Annotated in this window: 20 protein-coding genes and 1 riboswitch; of the genes, 6 read left to right on the forward strand and 14 right to left on the reverse strand. The window is 68.1% G+C overall.

Going from position 1 to position 22,924, the window contains the following annotated elements; all coding sequences use genetic code 11:
* Positions 1-79: 79 nt before the first annotated feature.
* The 3 genes from MKK54_RS06965 to MKK54_RS06975 all read right to left on the reverse strand — a co-directional run bounded on the left by MKK54_RS06965 (position 80) and on the right by MKK54_RS06975 (position 3,543).
* The gene (locus MKK54_RS06965) at positions 80-2,314 is read right to left on the reverse strand and encodes a transglycosylase domain-containing protein (protein WP_244010056.1); all 2,235 of its coding nucleotides are present in this window, start codon (positions 2,312-2,314) and stop codon (positions 80-82) included.
* A gap of 425 nt (positions 2,315-2,739) precedes the next feature.
* A complete protein-coding gene (locus tag MKK54_RS06970) occupies positions 2,740-3,183 on the reverse strand; it encodes a GNAT family N-acetyltransferase (RefSeq protein WP_244010057.1) in 444 nt (147 codons plus the stop codon).
* Positions 3,184-3,219: 36 nt separating this feature from the next.
* Positions 3,220-3,543 carry a hypothetical protein gene (locus MKK54_RS06975; protein WP_244010058.1) on the reverse strand — a complete coding sequence of 108 codons (324 nt, stop codon included), beginning with the start codon at positions 3,541-3,543 and terminating at the stop codon, positions 3,220-3,222.
* Between the two features lie 177 nt (positions 3,544-3,720).
* On the opposite strand from MKK54_RS06975, the gene MKK54_RS06980 reads away from it, so the two are divergent.
* Complete coding sequence (locus MKK54_RS06980; protein WP_244010059.1) at positions 3,721-3,930, forward strand: hypothetical protein; 210 nt, start codon at positions 3,721-3,723, stop codon at positions 3,928-3,930.
* 112 nt (positions 3,931-4,042) lie between these two features.
* Here MKK54_RS06980 and MKK54_RS06985 read toward each other — a convergent pair whose 3' ends face one another.
* Positions 4,043-4,366 (reverse strand): hypothetical protein, encoded by a 324-nt coding sequence (locus tag MKK54_RS06985; RefSeq protein WP_244010060.1) that lies wholly within the window; start codon positions 4,364-4,366, stop codon positions 4,043-4,045.
* Between the two features lie 145 nt (positions 4,367-4,511).
* On the opposite strand from MKK54_RS06985, the gene MKK54_RS06990 reads away from it, so the two are divergent.
* The gene (locus MKK54_RS06990; protein ID WP_244010061.1) at positions 4,512-5,369 is read left to right on the forward strand and encodes a glutamine amidotransferase-related protein; all 858 of its coding nucleotides are present in this window, start codon (positions 4,512-4,514) and stop codon (positions 5,367-5,369) included.
* Positions 5,370-5,373: 4 nt separating this feature from the next.
* Here MKK54_RS06990 and MKK54_RS06995 read toward each other — a convergent pair whose 3' ends face one another.
* The 4 genes from MKK54_RS06995 to MKK54_RS07010 form a co-directional block, all read right to left on the reverse strand.
* Positions 5,374-6,474 (reverse strand): acyltransferase family protein, encoded by a 1,101-nt coding sequence (locus tag MKK54_RS06995; protein ID WP_244010062.1) that lies wholly within the window; start codon positions 6,472-6,474, stop codon positions 5,374-5,376.
* Between the two features lie 242 nt (positions 6,475-6,716).
* Complete coding sequence (locus MKK54_RS07000) at positions 6,717-7,088, reverse strand: restriction endonuclease (protein WP_244010063.1); 372 nt, start codon at positions 7,086-7,088, stop codon at positions 6,717-6,719.
* 175 nt (positions 7,089-7,263) lie between these two features.
* Positions 7,264-8,409, reverse strand: coding sequence for an acyltransferase family protein (locus MKK54_RS07005; protein ID WP_244010064.1), 1,146 nt, complete (start codon positions 8,407-8,409; stop codon positions 7,264-7,266).
* A 394-nt stretch (positions 8,410-8,803) separates the two neighbouring features.
* Complete coding sequence (locus tag MKK54_RS07010) at positions 8,804-9,655, reverse strand: alpha/beta hydrolase (protein ID WP_244010065.1); 852 nt, start codon at positions 9,653-9,655, stop codon at positions 8,804-8,806.
* A 229-nt stretch (positions 9,656-9,884) separates the two neighbouring features.
* Here MKK54_RS07010 and MKK54_RS07015 point away from each other — a divergent pair, with 229 nt between their 5' ends.
* The 3 genes from MKK54_RS07015 to MKK54_RS07025 all read left to right on the forward strand — a co-directional run bounded on the left by MKK54_RS07015 (position 9,885) and on the right by MKK54_RS07025 (position 11,431).
* Positions 9,885-10,670 (forward strand): site-2 protease family protein, encoded by a 786-nt coding sequence (locus tag MKK54_RS07015; protein ID WP_244010066.1) that lies wholly within the window; start codon positions 9,885-9,887, stop codon positions 10,668-10,670.
* 178 nt (positions 10,671-10,848) lie between these two features.
* Positions 10,849-11,058 (forward strand): hypothetical protein, encoded by a 210-nt coding sequence (locus tag MKK54_RS07020; RefSeq protein ID WP_244010067.1) that lies wholly within the window; start codon positions 10,849-10,851, stop codon positions 11,056-11,058.
* Between the two features lie 118 nt (positions 11,059-11,176).
* Positions 11,177-11,431, forward strand: coding sequence for a hypothetical protein (locus MKK54_RS07025; RefSeq protein WP_244010068.1), 255 nt, complete (start codon positions 11,177-11,179; stop codon positions 11,429-11,431).
* An 85-nt stretch (positions 11,432-11,516) separates the two neighbouring features.
* Here the strand turns inward: MKK54_RS07025 and MKK54_RS07030 are convergent, their stop codons facing one another.
* Positions 11,517-12,215 (reverse strand): BA14K family protein, encoded by a 699-nt coding sequence (locus MKK54_RS07030; RefSeq protein ID WP_244010069.1) that lies wholly within the window; start codon positions 12,213-12,215, stop codon positions 11,517-11,519.
* 149 nt (positions 12,216-12,364) lie between these two features.
* Positions 12,365-12,473, forward strand: a riboswitch (TPP riboswitch).
* A gap of 77 nt (positions 12,474-12,550) precedes the next feature.
* Here MKK54_RS07030 and thiC point away from each other — a divergent pair.
* Positions 12,551-14,458: a phosphomethylpyrimidine synthase ThiC gene (gene thiC / locus MKK54_RS07035; protein WP_279597212.1), complete on the forward strand. Its 1,908-nt coding sequence runs from the start codon at positions 12,551-12,553 to the stop codon at positions 14,456-14,458.
* A gap of 40 nt (positions 14,459-14,498) precedes the next feature.
* Here thiC and MKK54_RS07040 read toward each other — a convergent pair whose 3' ends face one another.
* From MKK54_RS07040 to MKK54_RS07060, 5 genes are all read right to left on the reverse strand, one after another.
* The gene (locus MKK54_RS07040) at positions 14,499-15,224 is read right to left on the reverse strand and encodes a TY-Chap domain-containing protein (protein WP_244010070.1); all 726 of its coding nucleotides are present in this window, start codon (positions 15,222-15,224) and stop codon (positions 14,499-14,501) included.
* Positions 15,221-17,161, reverse strand: a complete 1,941-nt coding sequence (locus MKK54_RS07045; RefSeq protein WP_244010071.1) for a sigma-54-dependent Fis family transcriptional regulator — start codon at positions 17,159-17,161, stop codon at positions 15,221-15,223. Before MKK54_RS07045 ends, MKK54_RS07040 begins: the two co-directional genes overlap by 4 nt.
* Before the next feature lie 357 nt (positions 17,162-17,518).
* The gene (locus tag MKK54_RS07050) at positions 17,519-18,976 is read right to left on the reverse strand and encodes an aldehyde dehydrogenase family protein (protein ID WP_244010072.1); all 1,458 of its coding nucleotides are present in this window, start codon (positions 18,974-18,976) and stop codon (positions 17,519-17,521) included.
* Between the two features lie 223 nt (positions 18,977-19,199).
* Positions 19,200-20,048: a transporter gene (locus MKK54_RS07055; RefSeq protein ID WP_244010073.1), complete on the reverse strand. Its 849-nt coding sequence runs from the start codon at positions 20,046-20,048 to the stop codon at positions 19,200-19,202.
* 121 nt (positions 20,049-20,169) lie between these two features.
* The gene (locus MKK54_RS07060; protein WP_244010074.1) at positions 20,170-22,251 is read right to left on the reverse strand and encodes a PQQ-dependent dehydrogenase, methanol/ethanol family; all 2,082 of its coding nucleotides are present in this window, start codon (positions 22,249-22,251) and stop codon (positions 20,170-20,172) included.
* Between the last annotated feature and the right edge of the window lie 673 nt (positions 22,252-22,924).

Below are 22,924 nucleotides of genomic sequence, written 5' to 3' on the forward strand. Positions count from 1 at the left end.
ATCGTCAATCGCCCGATGCGGGATTTTCGACGCGGTGTGCCCCGCAGGTGACAAGTCCTCGCGGGTGGTTCGCGGGGGCCTACTCGCCGACGCCGAACAGCTTCTCCAGGAAGTTGCGGTCGTCCCGGCTCGGGCCGGCGCCGGCCTCGGCGTGGCGCGTGGCGGGGCTCGCCGCGCGGGGCGCGGGCGCGGCGGCCTGCGGCTCGCCGAGCAGCGCGCCGATCAGTCCGCCGGGCGTGCTGTTGGTGACGGCCGGCTCGGCGGGGGCGCGGTTGCGCCAGCTCTTGGCGCCCGCCAGCATCGTCGGGGTCTGTCCCTTCAGGGCGACGGTCATGTAGGCCTTCCAGATCTCGCCCGGCAGGTTGCCGCCCGAGACCTTCTTCGTCGGCTCGCCGTCGTCGTTGCCGAGCCAGACACCCGTCACCAGGGTCGAGGAATAGCCGATGAACCAGGCATCGCGGAAATCCTGGCTGGTGCCGGTCTTGCCGGCGAGGTCCCAGCCCGGCACCTCCGCCTTCTTGGCGGTGCCGGTGACGAAGGTCTCGTGCATCATCGCGTTCATCATCGAGACGGCGTTGGGGTCGATGACCCGGCCCATGCCGCCCTCCTTGCGCTTGTAGAGCACGCTGCCGTCGGCGCCCTTCACGCTGGCGATGATGTAGGGGATCACGCCGGTGCCGCCGTTGGCGAAGGCCGCGTAGGCGCCCACCATCTCGAGCGGCGTCACCTCCGAGGTGCCGAGCGCGATGGAGCCGTTGGCCTGGAGGGGTGAGGCGATGCCGAGGCGCTGGGCCGTCTGCACCACGGTCTTCGGCCCGACCTCCTGACCGAGACGCACCGCCACGGTGTTGAGCGAGAGGGCGAGCGCGTCGCGCAAGGTCACGGGCCCGCGATAGTCGCGCGAGTAGTTCTCCGGGTTCCAGCCCTTGATGCTGATCGGCGCGTCGTCCCGGACCGTGTCGGGGGTCAGGCCGTGCTCGACCGCCGCGAGATAGACGAAGGGCTTGAAGGACGAGCCGGGCTGGCGCTTGGCCGTCGTGGCGCGGTTGAACTGGCTCTGGGCGTAGTCGCGCCCGCCCACCAGGGCGCGGATGGCGCCATCGGGCTTCAGCGAGACGAGGGCGCCCTGGGCGACGTTGTAGCGGGCCCCCTTCTGGTTCAGCTCGTCCACCAGCGCCTTCTCGCCCGCCGCCTGCAGGGCGGTGTCGACGGTGGTGCTGATGACGATGTCGGTCTCGAATTTCGGCAGGAAGTCGTCGAGCACGTCCATCACGAGGTCGGCGACGTAGTTGGCCGAGCCGCCGCCGCGCACCCCGGCGGGCCGGGCCGGGGTCGCCAGCGCCAGCTTGACGTCCGCCGGCTTGGCGAAGCCGAGCTCCTGCATCGCGGCGAGCACCTGGGCGGCGCGGGCCTGCGCGGCCGGCAGGTTGCGGTTCGGGGCCAGCCGCGAGGGCGCCTGCACGAGGCCGCCGAGCATCGCCGCCTCCGCCAGGGTCACGGCCTTGGCCGGCTTGCCGAAATAGCGCTGCGCCGCCGCCTCCACGCCGTAGGCGCCGGCGCCGAAATAGACCCGGTTCAGGTAGAGTTCGAGGATCTCGTCCTTGGTGTACTTATGCTCCAGCCACAGGGCCAGGATCGCCTCCTGGATCTTTCGCGAGGCCGAGCGCTCGGGGGTGAGGAACAGGTTCTTGGCGAGCTGCTGCGTCAGGGTCGAGCCACCCTGGGACACGCCCCGGCGCGTCACGTTCTGGGCGATGGCGCGGGCGATGCCCACGGGGTCGACGCCGAGATGGCTGTAGAAGCGCCGGTCCTCGATCGCCACGAAGGCGCGCGGCAGGTAGGGCGGGAGTTCCTTGATGCCGACCACCCGGCCGCCGGTCTCGCCGCGATTGGCGAGCAGGGAGCCGTCGCTCGCCAGGATGGCGATGTTGGGCGGGCGCTTCGGCACCGCGAGCTGGTCGATCGGCGGCAATTGCGAGGCGTGATAGGCCACGAGGCCCGCGACGCCGATGACGCCCCAGAGGCCGAGGATGAGCCCGGCATAGACGAGCCGGCCCAGGATGGAGCGGCGCACGCGGCGCGGCGCCTTGCGCGACGCCCGAGAGGCCGGAGCCTTCGACACCGCCGCCCTGGATGCCCCTTGCCCCGCTCCTTGCCGGCCGCCCTTCGAACCCGTTCCGCCTCGTGCCACGCCGCCCCCCGCGCGATCGGCCCGCGACAGCCGCAGATCGAGGTCGGCCGGGTCTACGGCGCGCCCCTCGGGCACGTCGAAGTTCGGCTCACCCCTGCCTCCGCCTTCGCGTCCCTTCGCCATGCGTCCCGTCTGCCCCAAGGTTCGTTCGCGATTCGAGCGACCCTGCTTGCGCACGGTAATTGCGGCGGGTTTAAGGGGTGTTAACCGGCCGATTTTTCAACACCTTGAAAAATCAGAGGAAATTCCGAGGCTGTCGGATCGCGTTCGCCGGATGCGCTGGGTCGTGTGAAGGGGGGTAAGATACACGAACAGTGCCCGCGATAGGCTGATCCCTGACGCTGAACGCCCTGGCGCGTATGGTCCTGAAAGGCCTCGAGCCGTGTCCGAGATCCAGTTCGTCGCCTTCGTGGTGCCCTCCGCTCCTCGCCTTAGCGGTCGGCGGGGGCGTGGCGTTGTGGGCGCGGCACGCCGCGTAGGGGCACTGCGGAGGCCCGTCGTCGCGGCCCGGTCCATTCGTGTCCGGTCGCGGGACGGGCCCGGCCCGTTCAGACCTTCTTGCGCAGGGGTCGGACCGAGAGCGTGCCGGGTTTCAAAAACCCCGTGGCATCGGCGAAGGCCCGGAGTTCGGGCTGATCCGTCCGCAATTCGATGTCGCCGCAGCCGGCGGAGCGGGCCGCCTGGGAGGCCGCCTTGAGGAGGAGGCGGCCGATGCTGCGCCGGCGCTCGTCGGGGCCGACCAGCAGGGTGCTGATCTGCGCGACCGGCAGGGTGGCCTCCAGGGTGCGATACCAGTGCAGCACCACGAGGCCGCTCGGCGGCCCCCACTCCAGGGCGATGAGGGCGGCGCCGTGTCCCTGGCGCAGGGCGTCGAGCCGCTCGGCCAGCACTCCGGGCGGGGTGGGATGGCCGGATGCGCCCAGGAGTTCGGAGAGGCCAGCGGCATCGGCGGGGCCCGCCGCCCGGATCTCCAGCCCGTAACGGCTCGCCACACCGTGCTCCGATCCGACAGTCAGGAAAGCGTGGGTCTAATCCCGGCGCAGCAATCCGAACAGGGCAAAGCCCGCCAGCGCCGCGAGGCCGAGGGCCAGACCGCGATTGTCGTGGAAGTGGCTGGCGGCGGTCCGGGCGCCCTCGCGCAGGTCGTCTCGGAGAGGCGATCCGGTGAGAATGCGCTCGGCGCGGGCGTGGTTCTCGGGCCGGGTCGCGATCGAGACCGCGAAGGTGTCGTCGTCCAGGCGGTCGATCTCGATGCTGTTGCGCGCGAAGCCCGCCCGCGAGAGGCGATCGCGCGCGCCGCGCGCGGCGCTGAGAGACGAGACGGTCACGGACGCCAACACGCTGTCAGACATTGATTTTTTCTCCCTGTTCGGCAGATCAAACCGCCCGCCCGCCGGGGTGGTTCCGCACGATGGCCCGGACTCTGGCGGGCGTAGCGTCTTAAGCTCCCGGAAACCGGCCCGCCGTAAGCCCGGCGGCGTCCGCGCGGGCCGGGCCTGCGGGGCGCCGCAACAGGAGCTTGCCGGGCATTGCGCGATCCGTTCGTTCCCGCCGCCCTCGCCGACCGCCTGCGCGAGAAGCGCCGCAAGCCCCGGCCCCGCGAGGCGCTCGCCTACGCGCCGGCCAAGCCCGTCTTCGCAGAACTGCTCGACGCGCGCGGGCACGGCACCGGCCAGTTCGTGCGCCTGTCGCAGGGGATGGTCGAGGCCATCACCCGGGGGGTGAAGGGTGGTGTCTGATCCTGTCTTCGCTTGATCGAAGCGGAGACAGGATCGCTCAGCCCGCGCGGCGCCTGAGCGAAGCCCTGATCCGCCATCCCGAAGGGATCGACCGGATTTGGGATGAGCGGCGTCAGCGGTCGCAGCCGATGCAGATGTCGCGCACCGCGCGCAGGCGCGAGGGACCGGTGCGTTGGTTGGGCAGCGTGCCGTTGAGGGCGTGATCGGCGCTGCGCGCCGTGGACGGCTTGGGCTTGGGGGGCGATGAGGCCTCGTGCGTCGGGGCGTAGGGCTTCGGCGGGGCCGTCAGCGCCATGTACTGCGCCGAGGCGGGCGCGGGCGCCAGGGCGAGGCCCAGGAACAGCCAGCAGAACCGCCGGGCTCGGGGCGCGGTCGGGCCGAGTGAAGCTGGGCTGAGTGAAGCAGGGCCGAGTGAAGCAGGACGTCGCGTGGCCATCGGCGCCTCCGGTCGCGTGCCTGGGCTGTCGGCCGCGGGGCGGACGCCGTGCGGCGATACGGTGCCCGTCCTGGCGGGAACGAGGGGGAGCGCGGATCGTTCCCCGTCCCTTTTGCCCGATGATCGGGCCGGACGGGACCACAACATGCTCCGACTCCTCGTGGCCGACGGGAACGACCGGGCGGGGCGCGCCGCCCATGTCGAGGCGGCGGGCGTCACCTCGGCAGAGGCCTACGCGGCGATCCTGCGCCAACTCGCGCCCGGCGCGGTCTGCACCCTGATCGATCCGGCCGATGCGGACGCGGCGCTGCCCGCCGGCACGCGGCTCGGCGATTTCGACGCCCTCTTCGTCACCGGTTCGGCCCTGCACATCCGCGAGGGCGGCGCGGCGGTGCGGCGCCAGATCGCGCTGATGCGCCAGGCGCTCGGGGACGGGCTTCCGGTCTTCGGCTCGTGCTGGGGCGTCCAGGTCGCGGCCGTGGTGGCGGGGGGCGAGGCGGCCCGCAACCCGAAGGGGCCGGAATACGGGTTCTCGCGCGACCTCACGCGAACGGCCGCGGGAGCGACGCACCCGCTGCTCGCGGGCCGCGGAGCGCGCTTCGACGCGCCGGCCATGCACCTCGACGCCGTCATCGTGCCGCCCGCCCACGCCACGGTGCTGGCGGGCAACCAGGTGCTCTCGGTCCAGGCGATCGAGATCGTGCACGGGCCGGGCGTGTTCTGGGGCACGCAATACCACCCGGAACTCGACCTCGACGCGCTCGCCGCCATGCTGCGCCTGAGCGCCGACGACGTGGTGGAGGCGGGCGCACGGCCCGACCACGCGGCGGTGGAGGCCTACGCGGCGGACCTGTGCCGGATCCACGTGGATCCGGAGGCGCAGGCCGACCGCATCGCCCGCCACCGGCTCGGGGCCGATCTGCTCGATCCGGCGCGCCGGCGCACCGAGATCGCCAATTTCCTCGCGCATTGCGTCCGACCGCGGGTCGAGGCCGCGGCCTGAGGCGTCACGCCGTCCGCAGGCCGGGGGCGGCCGGTCTCGGCCGCTCGCCGACGATGTGGAAGGCCTTCGGGCGCCGGAACAGGAAGGCGGCCGGGGTGTGGCGGATCATCCGCTCGAAGGCCAGCGGCACCAGGAGCGCCACCACCGTGACGACGAGGCTCGCCAGCCCGATATCCGCGATGGCGCCGGTCTTGACGATCAGCGTTCGGGTGAAGGCCATCGGCAGGAAGAAGGCGAGGTAGATCACGATCGAGCGCTGGCCGCAGGCGCGCAAGGCCTCCGTCACCGGGCCGCCCGCCCGGCTCATCAGGGCACCGATGGCCACGATGGCGAGCGCTCCGGCCCCGCTGAGCAGGAAACCCAGGACGGGCAGGTGGGCGAGGCTCGGCACCGAGGCGAGGCCGCTGGGAAGGAACACCAGGGCGGCGTTGGTCACGGCCCAGAGCGCGAGGCCGAGGAGCGCCGCGCGGACGTGGCGCTGGACCCCGTCGGCGAAGTCGAAGATGCGCCCGGCGAAGAGGTAGCCCACGAGGAACCAGACGTAGCGGGCGCAGAATTCGTCCACGAGCTCGATGCCGGTCCGGACCGTGAGGAACTCGAGCAGCGCCGCGAGCCCGAGGATCACGGGTGCGGGCACTCGGCGCAAAACCTTGGTGAGCACCGAGAACACCGCCAGCAGGTAGATGAACCACAGGGTCGAGTAGGGTTCGACCAGGGCCGTCGCCAGATGGGCCAGGAAGGCGCCGGGGCCCGCGCCCTCGACGATCTGGCCGTACTTGGCCGCCGACTGGATGAGGACCCAGAGGACGTAGAAATAGGCGAAGTGCACGAGGCGGCGGTCGAGGAAGAGGCGCCAGTCGCGGTCGATCACCCGGCCGAGGAACAGGCCGGACAGGAGGAAGAAGTCGGGAATCCGGAACGGGCGCGCGAAGGCCACGAGGGTGTGGAGGAAGCCTTCGCCCTCCATGGCGATGCCGGTGCCGAGGGTGGAATGCATCATCACCACCAGGATGATGCAGACCCCCTTGGCGACGTCGACCCAGGCGAGGCGGTTCGCATCCTGCCCGCCCGCCCGTGTCTCGACCGCCGTGATCCTGCTCTCCATGATCCCGCTCCCCTCGCGTCGCGGGCATCCTCCCGCGCGGAACCTTAAGGAGGCCGATACGCGGGCGCGCTCCGTGCGGATCATGCCGAACAGCGGGTAAAGGCGACCCGGCGAATGCCCGGCTTCGGCGGGAGCCACCCCGGACCGGACCGCGCTGCGGTCGCCTCATCGGGCTCAGTTCGCGCGAACTCGCGCGACCGCGCGCCGGCGGGCGTCCGCCGAACCTCGATGAAACCAAGGTCTCAGGAAGGATCGCGCTTGGCGCCCCTGCGGTCGCGGGTCATCCGCGTCGCGGCGTGGAAGTCGTCGGGCTTCGTCCGGACCCAGGCCAGGAACCGGGCCATCTCGGGGTCGGCGCGCAGGGCCTCGGTGTCGGCGAGGCGCCGGGCGATCTCGGCCTCGCTGAAGCGGGCATGGATCGCCGAGTGGCAGATCTGGTGCAGCCGCACGGTGCCGCCCCGCGCGCCGCCCTTCAGCTTCGGGGTGAGGTGGTGCAGGCTCGACTTGGCGCGCGGCGGGATCGGACGCTCGCAGAGCGGACAGATCACCGGGGCCTTCACCGGTCCATGGGTCGTCGGATCGTCCTCGCGCCACATCCGGGCTCGTCGTCCCATCGGGGTCTCCTGGGGCTCCTCTTCGCGGGACGATGGATATGGGGTGCCGACGCGGCACGTCTCGTGCGGCCGATTGCGAGCCACACGGGGCATGGCGTCTCCCGTCGACGCGCCCGCGCGCCCCGGACGTCCAGCCTCAGCAGAGGCCACGATCCGCATCCGGTGCGGCACAGGGCTACGACATACGCGCCCGGAGCGACGCCTCGGCCGTCGCTCCGTCGACGGCCGGCGCGTCCCGGCGCTGACCGGGTCGGGACGCCAGCCGTCCGTTGATCCAGCCGGCCATCGGCATTTCGAGATAGCGATGACAGGCGACCGACAGGGCCGTCAGGAGTGCCAGGCCGAAAAAGACGTTCGCGACCGGGCCGAGGGGTCTGAACGATAGGGAATCCTGGATCAGGCCGAGATATCCGAAGACCGGAACGTGAAGGATGTAGAGGCTGTAGCTCGCGGCCCCCAAGGACACGAGCACGCGCGTTTTCAGCACCCAAGTCAGGATTCCGCCCGAGGACGTGAGGCCGAACAACAGCAGGCCGATGCACGGCAGGCTGAAGAAGCGATAGGCCCACCACGGAGCGAACAGGGTCGCTGCCGTCAAAGAGGCCACGGCGACCAGCGACAGGGCAGATCGGGCGGCGTCTGGCAGGGCCGTGTCGCGGATGAGGATGCCGAGGATGAGTCCCACGATGAATTCCGGCAGCCGTAGCGGTGGGAACGCCTGGAAGAAGATCCCGCCGAAGACCGAGCCCGCGTCGCCCCACAGGACGAAGGGGGCCATCCCGATGGCCGAGGCCAGGGCCCACGAGGAGAGGGCGATCGCGAGACAGGTTCTCCGGCTCAGGGATGCGATGCCGATGAGCAGGGGAAACAACGCGTAGAAGAAGGCCTCGACGGAGAGCGACCAGGCCGGGCCGTTCCACGCGACGGCCGTCCAGGGCGTCCAGGATTGCAGCAGGGATATCGCGCTGAGGGGATAGACGATCAGCCTCGGAAGATAGTTCGTCGCGTTGGGGTGGCTCGATAGGATCTGATGCACGCTCAGGGGCGCGATCAGGAGAATGCCGAGCGCATAGACGGGATAGATTCGCGCGAAGCGTGCGATCCAGAAGTGCCGCTTCGTCTTTTTGAGACGACCCTGAAGGGTGACGTTGCTGTGAAACAGGACGATTCCCGAGAGGACGAAGAAGACGGACACCGAGCCGTCGCCCACGACTTTCAGGAAATTCCTGACGATCGGATCGGTCGCCTCGGAGACCGGCACGAAATGATGCAGCACGACCAGGGCGGCGGCGATGTATCGAACGCCTGTCAGAGCCTCCATCCGGGAGCCGGGATCTGCCCTTGTGGAAACAATCGATCTGTCATCGGCGGGATCGGCCAGAGAAAGACTGTTGGCGATGCGCATTCCGCAGTTCCAAAACAGATCAATACTTTAGACTGAAATACCCAGCATCGGAAATTTACGGGTCGGCCTGAACAGAGTCCAGGGCGGCCAATGCTTAGGGGCCCCGTCCCTGGGATGTGCAGGCACCGACCTGATATCAAGCTTAACGCGCACGATGCGCCCTCGATCTCACCGGGCGGACGGATCCGGATTGGATTCGCGGGCGGTGCGGCTCGATCGGGACCGGCTTTATGTGTCTCTCACAAAGTTCCCCCTGCTCTGCCGTGCCCGGAGTGAGGACCGACGGTGGTCGGGAGTTTTGTGAGGCGCTCTAAGGCGTCTCGGTCGCGAGGGGCTTCCGGCAGACCGGGTCCGTCGTCAACGGCCGAAACAGCGCCTCCGCCGCGCGGTCCTGTTCGCCCAGGATCGAAACGTGGTCGCCCGGCAGGATCGTCAGGCGGGCGCGCGGTCCCGCCCGCTCGGCGAGGCGCTGCGCGTGGGGGAGAGGCACCACCGGGTCCGAGCGGCCATGGACGATCAGAACGGGGCCGCCGGTCTCGGCGATGCGCGCGTCCGAGCGGAAGCTATCGCGCAGGAGCAGGCGGACGGGCAGGTAGGGAAAGCGCTCCGCCGCCACGGCGGTCAGGGAATCGAAGGGCGCCTCCAGGTAGAGGCCGAGATGCGGCATCGTCCGCGTCGCCGCCACCGCCACGGCGGCGCCGAGGGAATGGCCGTGCAGCAGCACCGGCGCGCCCGGCGCGCGCGCGGCGACCTCCCGGTAGGCGGCCCCCGCATCGGCGATCAGGCCATCCTCGCTCGGGCTGCCGGTCGAGCCCGGATAACCCCGATAGGCGATGGCCAGGACGCCCCAGCCCTCGGCGCGCCAGGGGTCGGCGGAGAAGCGCGCCGCCGCCGGCTCGGGTCGCGAGCCGTTGCCGTGAAAGCTCAGGACGACGGCGCAGCCCGGCGTTGGGGGCCGCCAGAACCCGAACAGGCGCTCGCCGTCGTCGGTCTCCAGGCTGATCGCGCGGGTGCCGGGCGGCGCGTCTCGGGCGGCCGAGGGAAGCGGGCCGCGATAGGCGCCCGGATAGATGAGGTGGCGCTGGAACGCGGCCAGGACGACGAGCGCGACCGCGTAGAGCGCGAGCGGGCCTGCGACGAGGAAGGCGAGGAGAAGGCGCATGCGTCCGATCGCGAGGGACGGGATCGGGGCGGGGAGACCGGATGCCGAGCCGGATGATCCCGCGAAGGTAGGGACTGGACTTTGCCGTGTCACCAGCGATGTTGCGTCGCGTGAAAGCCCGCATCCCACACCCGATCCCGGACTCGGCCCTCCGTCTCGTGCCGAGCGGCCACGAGGCCGCCCAGCCGTGGCCCGGCCGCCCCACCGGGGCGGGCCGGTCGCACTCAGCATGACGCGGACATCCGGTTCGGCGGGTGGCGCGGGGCGGATCACCCTCAGCGCCAATCTCCTGCTCGTCGGCCTCATCTTCAACGGGCTCGGCTTCGCGATCGGCGGCGACCTGCTCGACGGGGCGGGCGCGGCCTTCGTGTTCGTGATGGCGGGCTGGGTGCTCGGCCTCTGCCTGCACGCCTTCGGGCCCCTCCTCGTCTCAGGGAACCCGGGCCTGCCCGGCACCGGGGGCTTGGCGACCGGGGGCTTGGCGACCGGGGTCCTGGCGATCGATCCCGCGCGCGCGCCCAATCCGGTCGCCACGATGCTTCTGCCGGTGGTCTTCACGATCCTGGTGGGGCTCGGCTTTCCGGGCGGTGTTTCCGAGGCGGAGGCCGCGGGTCCGAGTCGCGGGCGTCGATCGGCGGTGGCCGCCGCCGGACCCGCCATGAGCCTGCTGTTCCTGATCCTGCTCGTCGGCCTCTACGCCCTGACGAGCGACGAATCCGGGACGCTGCGGGCCGTGCTCGCGGTCTCGGTGCTGTTCCAGGGCACCGCCCTCGTCCTCGGCCTGATGCCGGTGCCCGGCCTCGACGGCTACGCGATCCTGCGGCCCTGGCTTCCCGGCGACTGGTCCTGGACGGACCGGGTGGCCCGGCACTCCGCCCTCGTGCTGCTCGGGCTGTTCCTGCTCTCGGGCGCCTTCACCCGCCCGGTGTTCCGCGTCAGCCTGCGCCTGACCGCCGGTCTCGGCATCGACCTCGCCGACGTCATCACCGGTTACCGGCTCATCCGGCTGTGGTGACGCTCCGCCCCCGCGCGGCATCTCCCGCAATCCTGCTTCGCGCAACGTGAGGTCGGAAAAGTGATGAGATCTCGCGGGAACGTGTCTGGTGGCTGTATGACTCTACGTTAAGAAATCGGGCGGGCGCGAGACCCGCGCGGCCGGCAGCGCCGGGGTGGTTTTCGCGCGAGGGTGGGTCATGACGGACAACGCATCATCAGAGAGGCCCTACCGCGCGCTGTTGCTGGATGCCGTGGGCCGCGTACTGCGCACCAAGGTCATTCCCGCCCGCGACGAGTCCGAGGCCATCGAGCGGGCGCGCGCCTTCATGGACGGACGCCCGGTGGAACTCCGGGAGGGCGACCGCCTGGTGGTGCGCATCGAGGCCTCCGACACGTCGATGGTGTAAGGGTCTCGCGGCGCCCCGCGACAACGGGGCGCCATCGCCGCCATCCCCCGGTTTCATGCTAGGTGCGCTCCGTATCCGGAATGGGCCAGGATGGGCCCGAGCCGGTGGAGACACCACCATGGCCCTCAAGACGACCTTCCTGGTTCAGACCTTCGTGCTCAAGCGCAAGCGGTTGACGCCCGGCGACCGCGAGGTGGCGGTGACCGAGAGCGGCGCCCTCAAGAAGGCGGAGGCCATGGCCGCCCGCTTTCCCGGAACGGCGGCCATGAAGGTGGTGGCCGACGACGAGACGGGGGAATTGGAGAGCGCGACGATCCTGGCACATTTCGGCGAGGTCCCGGAGGATTTCGCCGAGAGCCTTCAGGGCGGCTGATCGATCCCGTTACAAGAAAGCCCCGCCTGCGCGGGGCAGGCGGGGCCTTGAATACGGAGCCTTCAGAGCTCCCGTGCGTCAGCCGTTACGGGCAGGCGTGGCGCTGGCCGTCATTGCCCAGATAGGTGCCGCTGCGACGGTCGTAGGACCGGAAGCGCTGGACGCAGTACGCGACGTCGTTGCCGCCCGGCGCGACTTCGGTGGTCTCGGCGTAACCGGCCTGAGCGTAACCGTCGCCGTAGGGCGCATAGCCCCCGCCGTAATAGGCCGGGGCGTAGCCGCCCGCGTAGTAATCGTCGCCGTAATAGCCACTGCCGAGGCCGTAGCCGATGCCGGCACCCGCCAGGCCGAGGCCGATACCAAGGCCCAGGCCGCCATAGCCCCGGCGGTAGCCGTAACCCCGTCCGCCGTAGCCGGCCCGATTGAAGCCGCCGCGATCGAATCCGCCCCGGTTGAAGCCGCCGCCGTTCCGGAAGCCGTTGGCGGCCAACGCGCCGCCGCCGATGCCGGCGGCGCCCCGGTTGAACCCACCCCGGTTGAAGCCGCCCGAGACCACGCCGCCGCCGTTGAAGCCGCCCTGGGAGATGCCGCCGCGGTTGAAGCCGCCGCCACCGAAGCCGCCCCGGAAACCGCCGGCCCCGCCACGGAAGCCGCCGCCGAGGCCGCCGTGGAACCCGCCGCCGCCGCCCCGGAAGCCGCCACCGCCCGGACGCGCGTCCGCGGTGGCGGGAATCAGTGAAAGGGCCCCGACCAGGGCGGCCGAGGCCATAAGGATGCGCTTCATGGGATGAACCTGTCGTTCGAATGCCGGCCCTGACGGCCGAACCATTGCTGCCTCAACGCAGAGAGGGGGCGTCCGGTTCGTCCGACCCCGAATTCCATACCGGTTTGTCGGCCGGCGATTGACAAACCGCGCGCGGGCCGTGAGTCTGGAACAATTCCGAGGGGGGCTCCGAGCACGGGAGCTGAGATTGGGCGCGTCGCCCTGACCCTTGAACCTGATCCGGTTCGTACCGGCGGAGGGACGGGAATCGAAGATACGACGCGAAGACCCAGCGTCATCCCATCCACGACCGTCCCACGCGAAGCGGATCGCCTCCAACGCCAGGAGCGAACCCTATGAACGCACCCGTCCTTCCGAAAGACCTTCCCTCGGGCGAGCCGCCGAAGGGCTCGCCGCAGGCGGTGACCACCGGCCCGATCATGGGATCGCGCAAGGTCTATGCGGGCGTTCCCGGGCACGACGACATCCGTGTGCCGTTCCGCGAGATCACGTTGAGCGACCCGAAGGAGGCCCCGGTGCGGGTCTACGACCCGTCGGGGCCCTACACCGAGACGGATGCGCGGATCGACCTCAATGCCGGCCTGCCGCTGGTGCGCGATCCCTGGATCGCCAAGCGCGGCTACGCCACGGTGACGCCGCGCGCGGTCAAGCCCGAGGACAACGGCTTCGTGCCCGAGGACAAGCTCGTGGCCCCGTGTCCGGCGACGCGCCTGATCCGCAAGGCCGGCCCCGGCCAGATGGTGACGCAGTACGAGTTCGCCCGCGCGGGCATCATCACCGAGGAGATGATCTACGTCGCCAACCGCGAAAACCTCGCCCGCGAGACCATGCTGGAGGGCGCCCAGGCGGCGCTGGCTGACGGCAACAGCTTCGGCGCGGCGCTGCCGGCCTTCATCACCCCCGAATTCGTGCGCGATGAGGTGGCGCGGGGCCGGGCCATCATCCCGGCCAACATCAACCACCCCGAGGTGGAGCCGATGGCGATCGGCCGCAACTTCCTCGTCAAGATCAACGCCAATATCGGCAACTCGGCCGTCACCTCGTCGGCGGCGGAAGAGGTCGAGAAGCTGGTCTGGGCGACCCGCTGGGGCGCCGACACGGTGATGGATCTGTCCACGGGCCGCAACATCCACAACATCCGCTCGTGGATCGTGCGCAACTCGCCCGTGCCCATCGGCACGGTGCCGATCTACCAGGCGCTGGAAAAGGTCGGCGGCGATCCGCTCAAACTCGACTGGGAGGTGTTCAAGGACACCCTCATCGAGCAGGCCGAGCAGGGCATCGACTACTTCACCATCCATGCGGGCGTGCGGCTGGCCCACGTGCCGCTCACTGCCCGGCGCGTCACCGGCATCGTCTCGCGCGGCGGCTCGATCATGGCGCGCTGGTGTCTGGCCGGGCACCGCGAATCGTTCCTCTACGAGCGCTTCGACGAGATTTGCGACATCATGCGGGCCTACGACGTGTCGTTCTCGCTCGGCGACGGCCTGCGTCCCGGCTCCATTGCCGACGCCAACGACGCAGCCCAGTTCGCCGAACTCGAGACGCTCGGCGAACTCACCAAGATCGCCTGGGACAAGGGCTGCCAGACCATGATCGAGGGCCCCGGCCACGTGCCGATGCACAAGATCAAGGTCAACATGGAAAAGCAGCTCGAAGAGTGCGGCGAGGCGCCGTTCTACACCCTCGGTCCGCTGACCACCGACATCGCACCGGGCTACGACCACATCACCTCCGGCATCGGCGCCGCCATGATCGGCTGGTTCGGCTGCGCCATGCTCTGCTACGTCACGCCGAAGGAGCATCTCGGCCTGCCCAACCGCGACGACGTGAAGGAGGGCGTGATCACCTACAAGATCGCGGCCCACGCCGCCGACCTCGCCAAGGGCCATCCGGCGGCGCAGCTGCGCGACGACGCCCTCTCCCGCGCCCGGTTCGATTTCCGCTGGGAGGACCAGTTCAACCTGTCGCTCGATCCCGACACGGCCCGCGCCTACCACGACGAGACCCTGCCGAAGGATGCCCACAAGGTCGCCCATTTCTGCTCGATGTGCGGCCCGAAATTCTGCTCGATGAAGATCACGCAGGATCTGCGCGCCGAGGTGCTGGCCATGGAAGCGGCCGGGCAGGTACTGGGCGAGGCCACCCCCATGAGCCAGGCCGAGCGCGAGGCCGGGATGGCGGCCAAATCCGCCGAGTTCCAGGCCGAGGGCGGCAAGCTCTACGTCGACGCGGCGGAGTAGGCGTCAACGAGACTGTCGGGCCGGGCATTCCGGGTCGGTCTCAGCTGACCGGCCCGGGGCAGGCATGCCGGGGAAGAGCCGCCCTCGGCGCGGTAAATTCGAGACGCGTGTCGAGCCGTGCGCCGTAGGCGTCATGGAGCGCGCCGAGCATGAGATCGGCCGCGACATCGAGGGCGGGTGGCGTGCCGAGAGCGATCTCGCGTGCATAGTTGCCGTTCGGATCGCCTTGCGTGAATCCCAGGCGATGCAGGGCTGGGATCGAGGACGGCGATCGCTCGAGGCGAAGGGCCTCCGTCCTCGGCCCATAAGCGCCGGAGGCGGCTTCGCAGTGCATCTTCGTGTCCTCATCGAAGAAGATGCACTGCACGTAGCTCTGCTCCGCAGCCGTGATGCGCACGGCGATGAAACGATCCCTGGAGGTCGAGCGCGGGCCGCGCAGGTGGATGCTGCGCAGCCGCTCGACGACGGCGCAGCGATGAGCCTCGATGAAGGCCGCGCGACCGCGATCCGCCGGAGCGGCGCCGGAGGCTGAGCCGAGGGCGATCACCAGCATCACGGATGAGAGTGATCGAATCCGAACGGGCGCCAGTGCGGCGATGATCATCCTGGCGACCCCGGAATTCCGTCTTCGCGCGAGAGCGCCCGCCCCTCTGGGGCCTGCATCGTCCTCCGCCACGCGGTGCGGGCTATGGCAGGCACTTCGAAATTCACCACCGCTTGAAAGTTCGGCGCCCCCGCCCGTCACGACCACATAGCGGGCGGTCACGAGACGGGCAGGCCTTTGGATACTTTCGGCGGACGGTGAAGCGCATGCAGCTTCATCCACCGGTAGAGCGTCTGTCGGCTAACCCGAAGCGCGGCGGCTGCATCGCTGACGCACCAGTCGGTCTGCGCAAGCACCGCTTCGAGCTCCACGGATGACGGCGGAACTCCCTCCGCTTTGGCTTCCACGAAACGGTCTTCGATCGATCGCGGAAGCCAGTCCGGCAGGTCGTCCGGTTCGATCTCGTCGCCGTCCATGTGCGCGAGTGCGAACCGCAGCGCCATGCGCAGTTCGCGAATGTTTCCGGTCCAACGGTAGGCGAGAAGCACATCGAGAGCCGAGCCCGATATCGCCGGAACCGCCGACAGTTTCGCATCCTCCGCCTCGATCGACAGCGCGAGGGCGATGACCCGTTCCTTGTCGTCGCGATGACGCAGGGCCGGAATCTCGATACGAACGCCCGCGATGCGAAAGTAGAGATCCTGCCGGAAACGACCCGCAGCGATCAGGGTCTCGAAATTCTGGTGGCTCGCGCAGACCAAGTTGAAATCGAGCTTGACCGGCTTTCCGCCTCCCAACGGCACGACCTCGCGCTGGGCGAGCACACGGAGCAGTCGCGTCTGCAGGGCAAGCGGCATGTCCCCGATCTCGTCAAGGAACAACGTTCCACCGTTGGCCTGCGCGATCCGACCCCGGCGGCCTTCTCGACGGCCGCCCGTGAAAGTCCCGGTCTCGTATCCAAACAATTCGCTCTCGATCAGACTCTCCGGGATCGAGGAACAGTCGATCGCGACGAAGGGGCCGCCCCCGAGCGCACAGGCGCCATGAATGGCGCGGGCGAACTCCTCCTTACCCGTCCCGGTTTCGCCATGCAGCAGGACCGGCAGGCGGCGGTCGACCAGTCGATGCAGGTTCTTGAGCTGGGATTTGAGGCTGGTGTCGCCGCCAGCCAGCGTTTCGAGCGTCAAGGAGCCGGCATCCTGGCCGGTGGGCCGCGCACTCCTGGGAGCATCCGGGCTCCTCGATTGGACCGGTCGCCCCATCGGTTCGCGCAGGCTGGCGAACCAGGGACCGGCAACGCCCTTCATCCGCGCGATGCCGATCCGTTCAGAGACGCGCGCATCCGATCTGTCCGGCGCCGCATCCTGCCAGACGACGTCCATGATGTCGCCAATCGGCAGGCCGATGGCCTTTCGGTTGGCAAAGTCGTGCAGATCGTCCGACGCGGCGCGAAGGATCTCCAATGCCGTGCCGTCGTCGGCGAGCGCGATCAAAAGGCCGTCGTCGTCCGCTTCCCCCAATCTGCGCTTGATCCGCATGATCGGGCGCTGGCGATGGCAAGCGATGAAGAATTTCTGCTCGATGCGGCGCGCCGCGCGCTTCACCGCCTCCAAGACGTAAGACCGGAAATCCTCCGGCAGATCGATGAGTGCCGAAGCGTCGATCGCCGCCATGGTCTCGCCCTTCCAGTCGAGGATCGGCGCGGCCGTGCAGGTCAGACCAGCATAGCCGGAGAAGTAATGCTCCTCGCGGTGAATGGTGACGGCCGCCTTCGCCGCGATGGCGGTGCCGACGCCGTTGGTGCCGGCCATCGCCTCCTGCCACATGGCTCCCGGCGACACGCCCGCGCGTCGAACGCCCGAATCGATCGCATCGGCGGCGCTGACATCCAGGAGGACGCCATTGGCGTCGGACAGGACGACGGAGTAATTCGCGACGGACAGGGCGGACAGCAGCGACGCGATCTCGGGTCTTGCCACATGCTGCAGCAGGTCGAGCCCATCGGCCGCGGATTTGAGCTCTTGCGGCGAGACGAACTCCATCCGCCGGTTGCTCGACAGGTCGAGCTTGTAGTCGTTGAGGCAACGCCGCCACGACGAGACGACGAAGGTCGACAGCGGCGACGCGAGAGCGCCCCCTCCCCCCGTCACGGTCTCCATGATCGTTCGCGTATGACGCGACGGCACGATCTGCCTTGGATTCGCTAACACCCGCCGCTCCCGCTGTCACGAACCGCGACCCGACTGGACAGCCCGACCCAATGTAACCCCTCGACGGTCACGCTTCAAAACGAGCCGCCGCACCGCCCGCGATCGGCATTATTCGGCGGCCTCCATCGCCATACCGAGACGTTCGGCGGGCGGTGGCATCAAAGCATCGGCAAGCGCAGCGCTACTCGGCCGATCCGCTTCGTCTCGAGCGGATGCCGCTTGGCAACGACCGGCCTGAGCAGTCCAGCCGCCCGCGGACGGAGCGAGCCTCGTGAGAGCCTCGCATCCGCCCTGTCGGACAGGGTCCTACGCGCGGGACACGTTGATGACGTGGCGGTCCGTGTATTCGTGAATGCCGTCCAGCCCGAACTCCGTGCCGAGGCCGGATTGCTTGCGTCCGCCGAAGGGAACGCCCGGTGAGAGCGCGAAGTGAGAGTTCACCCACGTCGTCCCGCTGTCGATCCGCGCGGCGACCTTGGCAGCCAGATCGATGTCGCGGCCCCAGACGGAGCCGCCCAGACCATAATCCGTGTCGTTCACACGTCGCACTACGTCATCGATGCTGGAATACTTCATGATCGGGCGGATCGGACCGAAGGTTTCTTCTCGGACGAGATCGCTCGTATCCGGGATATCGCGCACGACCGTCGGCCGCACGAAGTAGCCCTTGCCATCTTGCCGGGCGCCGCCGGCGATCACCTTGCCGTCGCGCTGGGCGATTTCAAGACAGCGCAGTGCTGTTTCGTATTGGCGCCGGTTCTGGACCGGCCCGTACTGCGTCGTCTCGTCGAGGCCGTGGCCGACCACGGCCGCATCGGCAAGCCCGGCGAACGCATCGCAGAACGCGTCGTAGATGGATTCGTGAACGAAGATCCGCTTGATGTTGATGCAAACTTGGCCCGAATTCATGAAAGCCCAGGTGAAGATGTCGCGCGCCGCCTTCGCGACGTCCGCGTCTTCGAGCACGATGGCCGCATCGTTGCCGCCGAGTTCCAGCACGACGCGCTTCAACGTGGGCGCAGCGCTCGCCATCACCTTGCGCCCGGCCACCGTGGAGCCGGTGAACGACACCTTGCCGATATCCGGATGTTCGGCCAGCAGCGGCCCGATATGGCCGTTATCGCCGATGATGTTCACCACGCCGGCGGGCAGGACATCCTGGAGGATCTCGCCGAGGATCATGGCGTTGAGCGGCGTCGTCGGCGAGGGCTTCACGACGACCGTATTGCCGGTCAGGATGGCCGGAATGACCTTGTACACGGTCTGAAAGAACGGGAAGTTCCAGGGAATGATCGCGGCCACCACTCCGATCGGCCGCCGGTGCATGGTGATGTAGGCCTGCTCGTCATCCTGCAGGATCTCGGGCTCCAGCGAGACCTCCGCGACCTGGCGCGCCCAGAGCAGAGCCAGGTCGACGTCCATCCGCGCGGCCGTGATGGGTTTGCCGACCTCGAGCGTCGTGGCGCGCGCGATCTCCTCGCGTCTTGCCGCGACCGCGTCGGCGATCTTCCGGATCGCTTCGACACGCCGCTCGTGCCCGACGTTCCGCCACGTCTGGAAGGCGGATTTGGCGGCGGCCACGGCCTGTTCCAGTTGGTTCCTGTCGGCGACGGGCGCCTTGGCGATGATCTCCTCGGTCGCGGGGTCCACGACCGGGACTTCCGATGCGCCCGCAACGAGCTGGCCATCGATCAGCTGCCTGAACGGCCTGCCGGACAGGTCTTTCCTGTCGCCGGGCGCAGCCGGCGTCTTCGTCTGGGTCATGATCTCTCCCTGTCGATTGGTTCTGGTTTGCCGTCGATCGGGCCGGCGTCCGGCCCGGAGCCATGGCGACGCCGCTGTCCGAGACCCATCGGCCACGGCGAGGGTCCCGCGAACGAATCCCCGGATCGTGCGACCGGCTTCCGTGATGCGATTGGAGCCCGAGGCCCTTCCGAGGGCGTGGGCGGGGCCGCGCCGATCCCGGGTGAGGCCAAAGCCTCTGTCGTCAGCGCTTGGTGAGCAACGGGGCCGGGGCGACCGCCGGGGCGTCCGAGTAGAGCGGGGCGATGATGCGCATCCAGCCGCGCGTGTCGGCGCCGCCGTAATTCTGCTGGGCCACGTCCCGCGTCACGTAGGCCTGGAGCGTGAACTTGTCGAAGGCGTATCCGACCAGGCCGCCCACGGCGATCTGGCGCTGCGACTTGTACCCGGCGAAGTTCGTCGGCAGGTCGGTCGACGCGTATGCGACAGGACCGAACTCCCACTTGCCGAACTTCTTGGTCGCCGTCAGATCGAGGTTCAGATAGTCGGTATAATGGGTTCCGTTCGCGAATTGAGGGCCGGCGATGATGCCGTGCAGCAGGTTGGCGGTCAGATTGTAGCCGTTGGCCGTGTAGCTGAGGCCGAAACGCTGATTGAAGGTCGTCGTCTGTCGGTCGAGGTTCGTTCCCGACGGGATATAGACGGCCGGCATGTAGCTGAAGCCAAGACCGTTGCCGATATCCCAGGCGAACACGCTGGCGAGCCAGGGATCCGTGAAGCCGCTCTGGGTCCGACCGCCCGTCGGCGACACCCAGAGTTCCGGTATGGCCACGAGCAGGCCGACATGGGCGCCGAACAGACGCGCGGGGGTCGCCCAGAACAGGACCGGAATGTTGACGCCGACGTCGGTGGCCCCGCCTGTTGCGCTGCGTCTGCCGAAATTGAAGGTGTCGATGAAGTACACACCGTCCGGAGCCGGCGCGCCGGCGGCGATGCCGACGGTTTCGCCGGGTTGCGATACCGAGGCGGCGTGGGCCGAGACGGCGCAGGCCGAGAGCGTTGCCGCAAAGACGGCCTTGTATAGATGTCTCATTGTGTTGACCCCTGATGGTTTTGTTATTTTTGTTTTGCTGCAGATGTCTGCTTTCCGTGCGCGTCGAGAAGATCCGCTGGGCCATCGGGGCGGAGCCGGCGGGCTCCGCCCCGGCGCGGGGCTACTTCTTCGGCCGAACGCTGTCGGCCGTGCCCTGGATGTACGCGATCAGCTTGGAGACGTCGGATTCGGCGATCTTGCCCGTGAAGTCCGGCATCCCGAGTTGCTTGTACGGACCGTCGTAGATGATGCTCTTCAGGTTCTCGATGTTATGGGAACCAATGAAGCCGAGGTTCGGCACGTTTCCGCCCTTGCCCAGTCCTGGAACGCCATGACAGGCCAGGCAGCTCGAGAAGTAGATCTGTCTGCCGGGCTCGACCTCGGCCGGGTCGTACTTCACGCCGGAGAGCAGACTCTCCATGCGATACTCGGCGAAAGCGGGCAGCTTCGCCTTTCCGTCGATCGCGAAGGTGTAGACGGTTCCCTGCGCGTTGCGGTCGGCGACCCGCGAGCTGATGCCGTAGGCTCCGCCCCAGCCGACCGCCACGGAAACGTATTGCACGCCGTCGAGCATGTAGGTCGACGCCGCAGCCATGACGCCGGTGCCCGTCGGCGACTCCCAGAGCTTCTCGCCCGTCGTCGCGTTGTAGGCGACGAAACGCGCATCGGCCGTTCCCTGGAACACCAGGTTTCCCGCCGTCGTCAGCGTCCCGCCGTTCCAGGGCGAAACATGCTCCTGATGCCAGACCTCCTTCTGGGCCACGGGATCCCAGGCGATCAGCCGGCCGAACGGCTGGCTCTTCGGGGGGACCACGTTGAGCGAGAAGCCGATGTTCCAGCCGGTATTGGTGCCGAACTCGCCGGGCTTGCGATCGTTCTGATACCAGGTCGGCTGGTTCATCAGGTTCAGCGGAACGTGCTGGGCCGGTAGATAGACCAGTCCGGTCATCGGATTGTACGACATCGGATGCCAGCTATGGGCCCCGTAAGGCCCCGGTACCGCGTCGACGGGCTTGGTCACCGAGCGCGCTCCGGGGATCTCGATCGGCCTGCCGTTGGCGTCGTAGCCGGTCGCCCAGTTCACATCGACGAAGTTCTTCGCCGAGATGAGCTTTCCATTGGTCCGATCGATGACGAAGAAGAATCCGTTCTTGGGAGCGTGAAGGATCACCTTGCGCATTGCGCCGTCGATTTTGATGTCGGTGAGGATCATCGGCTGGGTCGACGTGTAATCCCAGTTGTCGCCGGGCGTCTCTTGGTAATGCCATTTGTACTGGCCGGTATCGGCATCGAGCGCGACAACGGAACCGAGATAGAGGTTGTCGCCGCCGGCCGGGCTGCGCACGTTCTGGTTCCACGGCGAGCCGTTGCCGGTACCGATATAGACCGTCTTGAGATCCGGATCGTAGGTGATGGTATCCCACGCGGAACCGCCGCCGCCATTCACCCAGTACTTGCCAGCCGGATCCCAGGTCTTGGCGGCCGCTTCCATCGACGCATCTTCGAAAGGCTTCGACGGATCGCCCGGCACGACGAACCAGCGCCAGGCCTGGTTGCCGGTCTCGGCGTCGTAGGCCGTCACGTAGCCGCGCACACCGTATTCGGCGCCGCCGTTGCCGATGACGACCTTGCCGTTGACCACGCGCGGCGCGCCCGTGCTCGTGTAGGAATGGCTGTGGTCGATGATCGTATCGGTTTCCCAGAGCTTCCTGCCCGTCGCGGCATCGAGCGCGATCAGCCGGCCGTCGAAGGCGCCGACGAAGAGCTTGCCCTTGTAGAGCGCCACGCCGCGGTTCACGACGTCGCAGCAGCCCTTGTAACCGATGTCGCGAGGAACCTCGGGATCGAAGGTCCAGAGCCGCTTGCCCGTACGGGCGTCGATCGCATGGACGATGCTCCAAGAGGCGGAAACGTACATGACGCCATCGACGACGAGCGGCGTGGCCTCGACGCCCCTGGTGGATTCCAGATCATAGGACCAGGCGAGGCCGAGCTTCTTGATGCTGGTGGTATTGATCTGATCGAGCTTGCTGAAGCGCGTCTCGCCGAGATCCTGGCCGACAGCAGGCCAGTCCTTCGATGTCTTGGCGTTGGCACGAATGAAGTTCTCGTCGAGGGTGGCAACCGCTTTTCCGATCTGCGACGGGGCCGTCTGCGCCAGCGCGAAGGAGCCGAACGGCGCGGCCGTGAGGGCGACGGCCATGCTCGCCCAAGCGGCGAGGCCATGAGCGCCCCGGTCGCGACGTCTCGACCGCGCTCGATCGAGACCGTCGAATCCGGTCTGCGTACCGCACACAGCGAATGTTCTCTTTGTCACTGAGCCCTCCGTACTTTTTTGATTTTTGACAAGCAGAAGCCGCATGTGAGCTTCTACGACAGCGAACCGACAAACCACGACCGACACATAGTTTTTTAACTATCGCGCCGGACGTAGTCGCGAATAAAAAGCAACACCTGTGGCGTCAGGTGGTGATTTTACTGATTAGATCTTTGGATTTCTTGATCCAGCCTAAGGTAGAAAAACTCGATATTTGTTTGGCAAAAATCATTTTTACACAAATCACATGACAACGTCCTACATCCGCAAGGAAGCACTCCGTCATACGACTTGCCAGATTGAAATTTATCCTTCGACCACCCCTCAAAGTCTTTCGCGATTACACGCGAAGTATCTACAGGAGTTGCTTAGCGCAGAATGTGTGCCAGTCGAGCCAGCGCGATGGCGGGCAGCAGCCCTCATCGACGATTTCTTGAATTTTTTCAAAGAGATAAAAAATCATTCCCGACGAAACGCGGCACCCGGTGGCTCGGATTCACCGCTCGAACGGCGCAGATCGGGCGTCGCGGCCCGTCCCTGTAACGTCACACGACGTGTC

It is taken from the genome of Methylobacterium sp. J-068 (genome assembly GCF_022829445.1).
Taxonomy (GTDB): domain Bacteria; phylum Pseudomonadota; class Alphaproteobacteria; order Rhizobiales; family Beijerinckiaceae; genus Methylobacterium.